General features: G+C 49.5%; 5 protein-coding genes and 1 pseudogene. 2 read left to right on the top strand and 4 right to left on the bottom strand.

Annotated elements, in window-relative coordinates; translation table 11 throughout:
• Positions 1-153 precede the first annotated feature (153 nt).
• From LK493_RS09855 to rfbA, 3 genes are all read right to left on the bottom strand, one after another.
• Complete coding sequence (locus LK493_RS09855) at positions 154-1128, bottom strand: hypothetical protein (RefSeq protein WP_227790898.1); 975 nt, start codon at positions 1126-1128, stop codon at positions 154-156.
• A gap of 9 nt (positions 1129-1137) precedes the next feature.
• Positions 1138-1575, bottom strand: a complete 438-nt coding sequence (locus tag LK493_RS09850) for a DUF4869 domain-containing protein (RefSeq protein ID WP_022094783.1) — start codon at positions 1573-1575, stop codon at positions 1138-1140.
• A 95-nt stretch (positions 1576-1670) separates the two neighbouring features.
• On the bottom strand, positions 1671-2570 hold the full coding sequence (gene rfbA / locus LK493_RS09845) for a glucose-1-phosphate thymidylyltransferase RfbA (protein WP_217107898.1): 900 nt from the start codon (positions 2568-2570) through the stop codon (positions 1671-1673).
• A 156-nt stretch (positions 2571-2726) separates the two neighbouring features.
• On the opposite strand from rfbA, the gene LK493_RS09840 reads away from it, so the two are divergent.
• Positions 2727-5198, top strand: a complete 2472-nt coding sequence (locus tag LK493_RS09840) for a glycosyltransferase family 2 protein (RefSeq protein ID WP_227790897.1) — start codon at positions 2727-2729, stop codon at positions 5196-5198.
• Positions 5199-5485: 287 nt separating this feature from the next.
• On the opposite strand, the gene LK493_RS09835 is transcribed toward LK493_RS09840, so the two are convergent.
• Complete coding sequence (locus LK493_RS09835; RefSeq protein WP_117797731.1) at positions 5486-7024, bottom strand: DUF2142 domain-containing protein; 1539 nt, start codon at positions 7022-7024, stop codon at positions 5486-5488.
• Between the two features lie 235 nt (positions 7025-7259).
• On the opposite strand from LK493_RS09835, the pseudogene LK493_RS10420 reads away from it, so the two are divergent.
• A pseudogene (locus LK493_RS10420) lies at positions 7260-7705 on the top strand (transposase); the annotation flags it as partial.
• Positions 7706-7882: the final 177 nt, after the last annotated feature.

Raw genomic sequence — 7882 nt, 5'->3', positions numbered from 1 at the left:
GTAGTGCACGAAGTTGCTGCCGATGAAGCCGCAGCCGCCCGTGACGATGATGTTCTTGGGTTCAAAGATCTCAGACATGAAAATCCAATCTGAAGCATGTACAGCTTCTTTAGTATGCCGCAGGAAGTGACGACGCGACACTATTCAACAAAACTATCGGACATTTCGGCATGCGATAAGAGCCATGACCTTCGCAGAATTACCTCCCGTACAAAACGCCTCCGGAATGCAGTCTTTGTCGTAGTGAAAAACCGAATCCCCAGTTATTTCACGTAAGTACTTATAGAAGAAATCCTCCCAGCTTTTAAACTTCTCACTGTTTACAAAGGCTTCTGGGGTTTCCAAAACCGTCTTAACATCTAGCCCTGAAATTACGCCGGAGCTCAGCAGAAGCCATTCGAACGACTCGGGAAGACAAACCGTAACAGTATCGCGGTGAATGTCTTGCAGCTTAAGGACGCGGTCCGCATAGCACCCAAATGCCGCCCCGTCCGCGACAACAAACACGCGATCGTCGAGATGCTGATCCAACCAGCCCAAAATCGCGCTGTTCGTCATGGCCGAAGTACAGGTAAGCTCACTGTCAGCAAAATGCCGTTTAAAGAACTGGAAACCAGACTTACTGTCCTCGCATAGAAGGATAGAAAAGTCCTGTTTTGGCGCCGACCGGGAAATAGCATAACGATGATTCCCGCGATCTTGATAAACAGGGACGAAAGAATGGTATTTTCCGCTCGTCTTAATCTTGTAAATCTCATCCACGCTATACGGAAGATTGGGGAAATCAGCCCTTGAGATCAGCACGAAATAATTCGAGGAATACAGCACATGATGGGCAAACTCATCAGAATGGATCTCTTTTAAGCCCTCATCGACAAATACAATCGAGTCATGAACGGACGAAAGCTGGTTTCGCCAATCATAATCGGTCAGGGCGACACAGGGACAATCGCATTGCAAGGAAACACCCGACTGCTCGCCCGTTCGCATGTAGTCTGCGACCATGTCAAACAGTGTCGTCTTACCCGTGCCACTATCCCCACGCACAATAGTAATGTTCCGTTTAATGGTAAATGTGTACTTGGTTCCCCTGCGGCGGGAAATCTTAACGAGATGCGAACCGTTCATAAGCAGCACCTACAGATACGGAATCGACTCGTGAATCAAATCGGCCATGTTGTGAACGATTCGGCCGCTATTCACGACTTTAATTTTAAAATCCTCGCGACCAAAGTCCATCACATGATAGAGATTCACAACGAGCTTGCGGTCTTTCGCCATGTCGAGAATCCACTTGGCACAGTTGTCACCACAGGTAGAAGCGTTAAAAATATGCTTACGATCAAATCTCATAAGCAGCAGCGTTTTCACGCCACCAGAAAGCTGGAGTGGGGAGATGGATCCAAGCACAGGGCTTTCGATGACGTTTTCGGAGACAACAACCGATCGATCGACATCTTTAATTATCGAGACTGCATAGGGATCCGTAATCCAAGAAGACCGGTAAGAGTTTTTGAAATATGTCGCTGTGTTGTAAATCGCTTCTGGCATATCGCCAAAGTAGACGCTTAACACATCCACTCCCAATCACATTGTCTTTATGGTCAACGTAATCATAACGAAAGGGGCCACCAGATAAACGGTGACCCCTAAAAGAAAACAAGCTTGCGCTAGTACTCGCGTGGGCTATTGACGATCTCGCCGGCGGCGACCTTCTTCAGGTGCTGCCCGTAGACCGACTTGCCGTAGGCCTTGGCGGCCTCCTCCAGCTCGGCGGTCGTGATCCAGCCGTTCTCCCAGGCGATCTCCTCGGGGACCGAGACCGGCAGGTCCTGGGAGTGCTCCACGGCGCGGACGAACTCCGCGGCCTCGTGCAGGCTCTCCATGGTGCCGGTGTCCAGCCACGCGTAGCCGCGGCCGAGGGTGACCACGGACAGCGTCCCCTCCTCCAGGTACATCTGGTTGAGCGTGGTGATCTCCAGCTCGCCGCGGGCCGACGGCTTAACCTCATGCGCCTTGGCGGCGACGTCGCCCGGGTAGAAGTACAGGCCGGTGACGGCGTAGGAGCTCTTGGGGCGCTCGGGCTTCTCCTCGATGGAGACGGCCCTGCCCTCGCCGTCGAACTCCACGACGCCGAAGCGCTCGGGGTCGTCCACGTGGTAGCCGAAGACCGTGGCGCGGCCCGACTGCGCGTTCTCGACGGCCTTCTTCAGGTGGCGGCTGAGGCCGTTGCCGTAGAAGATGTTGTCGCCGAGCACCAGCGCGCAAGGCTCGCCGGCGATGAACTCCTCGCCGATGGTGAAGGCCTGGGCCAGGCCGTCGGGGCTCGGCTGCTCGGCGTAGGAGAGGTTGACGCCGTAGCGCGAGCCGTCACCGAGCAGGCGCTCGAAGTTGGGCAGGTCGGTCGGCGTGGAGATGACCAGGATGTCCCGGATGCCCGCCAGCATGAGGGTGCTGAGCGGGTAGTAGATCATGGGCTTGTCGTAGACCGGCAGCAGCTGCTTGGAGGTCACGAGCGTGAGCGGGTATAGGCGGGTGCCGGACCCGCCGGCGAGGATGATGCCTTTCATAAAAATCCTCTCGATTGACAATCGTTGAGCAAAAGCCGCTGATTACAGATGCATAGTTAATTAAATTATACGCACCGGCAGCAACCTCCCCGTCTTCTTATTTAAATCGGACAGCAGAAACACGCAACTCTTTCTGCATTTCTAGCGAGGCAACAAATGAAAAAGTACAATGAGCAGTGTCCAACAAACGAAAGGCAAACAATGCGAGTCGAAACAACCGGAGTATGCAGAGGAAACTGGAAAATCTACCAGCAGCTTAAGATTGAAGGCATCCATAAAGGCTCCAGCGTAACAGCCCAGGCGGCTACAGACGATAACCGCCGCTCACCTTTATCCCTCCTAAAATTCCGGGACAATAGTTGTGACTCGAACTCATACGTCCTTGTAGTCCCCGATCCCGATGCTCGCACCATCAAAATTGAGTTTAGCGAAATCGGCCAAGACGGTCGCACCCTGAGCAGCGACTCCCTTTCGCTCAATTGCAAGAACATCAAATGGGAGTCGCGCCTTAACTACAAAATTAAACCTGACATGTGCAGCAAACTCCGAAACTACGATGACGTTTCAGAGTTTGACATGGCAACGATTGATTTCTGGCAGTGCATCGAAGATTCAAGCGACTATATCCTTAGGTGCACGGTGAGAACTCCTTATCGTAGCGACTCGCAAATCAAACTTCGTTGTTTCGATCGAACCCTTAATGAAGTTAATTTGAGCATCGTCAATTTCGGCTCGAATGTAACAAGCGTTGGATTTACGTCTGAGAAAAAGCAGCTTGAAACGCAGCTCTCAATTCGAATGCCAAAGGCGTTCGATCGTTACTACTTTATTATTGACGATCAAAATCACCCATCATTCAGTGCATTCGACTGCTTAACACCCGATAAGCTAGGCTTGCTTCTTGAGGAGACCAACTTTCTCTTTACCCATGCGCAGTTTGACCCTGAATACCCCGAATGGTTCACGGATCATAAGGCAACTATCGGCGCTCTGGAGAAGCAGAGAAAAATCGTCTTCAACAGCGCTCCGAAGTTCAGCATTATTGTCCCTCTATACAACACACCCATTTCGTTCTTTAACGATATGGCCGAATCCGTAAAAAACCAGTCTTATGCAAACTGGGAGCTCATCCTAGTTAATGCAAGTCCTGACAATCAGGAACTAAAGGCTCGCGTTGAGCAGGAGACGGCCCACGACAACAGAATTAAATCAATTAACCTTACCGAGAATAAGGGCATTTCCGAAAACACAAACGCCGGCGTTGCCATCGCTTCGGGTGATTTCGTTAGCTTCTTTGACCATGACGATATTCTTGAACCGGACTTGTTGTTCTCATATGCCGAGGCAATTGAAAACAATGATGACGTCGATCTTCTTTATTGTGATGAAGATAAACTCATGCCCGATGGAATGCTAGCGCAGCCGTTCTTTAAGCCGGATTTCAATATCGATCTGCTCAGAAACAATAACTATATCTGCCATATGCTTACCATCCGTAAGTCTCTGCTTGACACTCTAGAACCGAACACGAAAGAGTTCGATGGAGCACAGGATCATAATCTGACTCTCCACGCCGTGGAAAAGGCAAGGAAAGTTCATCATGTTGCAAAGGTTCTATATCACTGGCGCCTAAGCGAGACCTCCACCGCAGCAAATGCCGATAGCAAGCCGTATGCCACTATCGCAGGTATCAAAGCGGTCCAGAGTCATTTGGACAGGCTTGGGCTCAATGCGAAGGTCGAACAAGCGCGTCGTCCCTTTACATATAAAGTAACCTACGCTGTGCCAGATTCCCATCCACTCGTGTCATTTATCATTCCAACTAAAGACCACGCCAACATTCTGGACAACTGCATTAAGTCAATTGTTGAGAAATCAACGTACGACAATTTCGAGCTTGTCATAATCGAAAACAACAGCACAGAAAAGGAGACGTTCGATTATTACGATAAGTTGCAAGCAAAATATCCTGACATCGTTCGTCTTGTAACTTGGAAGCACGAATTCAATTTCTCCAAGCTCATGAACTTTGGCGTTGCTCACGCCAAGGGCGACTATCTCTTGCTGTTGAATAACGATACTGAGGTAATTACGCCCAATTGGATTGAGACTATGCTTGGCATCTGCGCACGTGAGGATGTTGGCGCAGTTGGTGCAAAACTCTACTATCCCGACAACACCATCCAGCACGCGGGCTTATGCGTCACTGGTGGCGTGGCAGGACATCTTTGCCAAAGCATGCCAAGGGATAACTGGGGCTACTTTGCACTCAACGATGCACAACAAGACTTCAGCGCCGTCACCGCAGCTTGCATAATGACCAAGCGTGATGAATATGAGAAAGTCGGAGGTTTCACGGAAGAGCTTCAAGTTGCATTTAATGACGTTGACTTTTGCTTAAAGCTACGCGAGATCAACGACCTAATTGTATACACACCCGAAGTCGAGCTCTATCACTACGAGTCGATTTCTAGAGGCGTTGAAAACAATACGGAGAAGCAGATTCGCTTCCACAAAGAGGTCGCGTACATGAATTATCGATGGGCTAAGTATTACGTCAAAGGCGATCCTTATATGAATCCAAACTTCACCGTCGGGGAACCCGCGAATCGTTATTATCATTTATAGATAATGAGTATTTACTCATTTGGGCGCTGTTGAATATCGCGAAACTGCGCCGTCGATATCGCGCTTGGGCACCGGGCCCGACATGGGCTCCGGTGCCGTTTTGCTACCTGCGGTCCGCCCCGCGGCACGGCCTCATGTTGGCCTCTCGCATGCCAACCCAGCGCTCGGTCAAAGTCTCTGCTTGGCTTGGAAAAGCATAGCTTTCGGGGACCCTGCGGCGTCCGAATCATCGCCTGCTATCTAAACTGTTAGATAGCAGAAAAAACCCGAGAGCATTACGCAAAGGCCTACACACAGGATGCAATACTAATAAAACGAATAAGATATAAACAATTCATCACGCACATGCCAAAAGAGACGACAGAAAGCGAAGATGAGTTGAATTTAAACAAGCGCGTTCTCGACCCAAACAACAAAGCTGGTAGAACAGGAAGAAAATATCGTCCTTGAACACCCTGTATTACATTCTCGTAATTGAACGTCCAGCCCAACCACATAGATACAATGGAACCAAGGGCAGCCAAAGCAAAAGCGATAATAAACAGAATGGAACAAATGGGGCTGAGAAAAGAGGGCTCATCTTCGGAATCCAAACAACAAATAAACCCAAACAACAAATAAGGAATCATAAAAAAGGCTGGAAACTGCAAGTTTTTCTGGAGCCATCCAAGCGAATAACCTAAGGTGGATCCCCAATAGAAATCTCCTAGGGAATCTAATGTCCTAAAAAAGACCTCGAAGCTATTCTTTGGATGCATGATGATGTCACTGAGCGTATAAAACCGCCCGATCTCTTGGCCACGAGAGGCATCTGAAGACTGAGACACCAATGTACTCATTGATGCTATGCGCAGCACTAGAACGGAGGCTATAACAGCAAAGATCAGTATGCACTTACCGATACGTCCGACTTTCACATCTTGGAACTGCGAAAGGGGCACAAGCAAACCAAGTAATATCATCCCAGAATAAACAACCTTACACGGAGCCAAAAACGCCGAAATAATTAAATAAATGACGATTTCTTTACAACCTATTGATTTCTGCTCTCCAAAAAAACCGCGCATTAGACAAGCGAATACTAAAAGCGAGTACGCAATAATTCCTGAATCATAAGAGTATGAAGCAGCCAAGTGAAGCGTCATAGGCAGAAGCGAAACAAAAACAATAACCGATTTGCCCTTAGGTGCAATCCTGTATGCCTGGAACGCACAAAAGCAAAAAACCAGAGCCGAACCAATGCGCCCCATATAGAACACAGGATAGGCACCAAGTCCGAAAAACAGACCGATTTGCAGCCCAACGATAGATCCTATTTTCGCAGAAACGTTCTCACTACTGACGCTAAATGAGAACTCATTGAATGGAGTCCACTTCCCATTCTCAAACAGAGCATAATTCTGAATAATCGAATCAAATGAAGAGGAGTCAATGGCGTTACTCTGGCGACCCTTATAAAGGGAAAGATCGATATCCCGTACTAGAAAACCACCATCATTTGTCACATGCGCATTGAATGGAAGACTATCAACCATCCAATAAGTTGAAAAAAAATGATGGCCTTCATCCGGAACCGTAAACGGAGGAAAGATAAAGATAAAAATAATTAGAAATGCTATAAGCAGCGCCAAGAATACCCATTCACTTTTAAGACGATGGTACACCTTAGCATATGCAGCGCAAAGGCCAAGAATTAGAATCAACGAGATGGTAATTGTAAGCAGTACAAGTAATCTCGGATTATTTAGATACCAATAGACTGAATAGAATGCGAAAAAAACGGCAAACAAAACAAATAAAGGCTTACATCTTATGGAACTTGTCATAAAAATCCTTATAATCGAGAAACTAATAGAACGCAATTAAAAATACTGGTATCAGTATACTAGCAAGCACATTGGCATCCAAAAAGAATGGCGGAATTCAATCTCATGGATCGCGCCGAAAATGTTGGTGCAAGGGTGACCCCTTAGTGCCCGTTTAACGAAATACGGCCTTCGTCCCGGAACCAGAAATCACCACAACAACAGGTTCCGGGAAAAGACGAAGATCGCTATGTAAATCTTGTCAGACCCGGCGCCGGACATACTCGCCATGCCCCGTTTCAGCGACGGCGCCATCGACATGCGGGAGCTGCTCCCCAGACTCGCCAAACAGGTCGTGAACGCCGCGATGGACGCCGAGGCCGACCAGCTGAGCGGTGGCGGGGCGAACAGCCGAAACGGCTACCGCGAGAGGTCGCTCGCACCTGCGCCGGCACGCTGACGCTGCGCATCCCGAAGCTCCGCTCCGGCAGCTTCTTCCCGGACGACGTGATCGAGCGCCACCGGCGCGTGGACCGCGCCCTCGTTGCCGCCGTCGCCGAGATGTACGCCACCGGCACGAGCACCCGCAAGGTGCAGAGGGTAGCCGAGAAGATAGGCGTCTCCAGGCTCTCGAAGGACCAGGTGAGCGCCATCGCCTCGAGTGTGTTTCGTCAAGAGGATTTGAGCAAAAAGAGCATCGGAAAATGAGCAGCCTGAGCATCGGAAGCGCGCACGCTTTTTGAGCGGCTAGCCCTCCTGCATGAGGGCATGGCGGACGCGGTAGGACTCGCCGCGGAACTGGACGAGCCTCCCGTTGTTAGCGCCGGAATAATTTAGCCAAATATAGTCGGCCGAGATTGACCAATCCCGGCCGACCCA

This window comes from Collinsella aerofaciens (genome assembly GCF_020709435.1).
Lineage (GTDB): Bacteria > Actinomycetota > Coriobacteriia > Coriobacteriales > Coriobacteriaceae > Collinsella > Collinsella aerofaciens_AU.
Note: the sequence above shows the minus strand (reverse complement) of the source record. Positions and strands in the feature narration are given on the sequence as shown.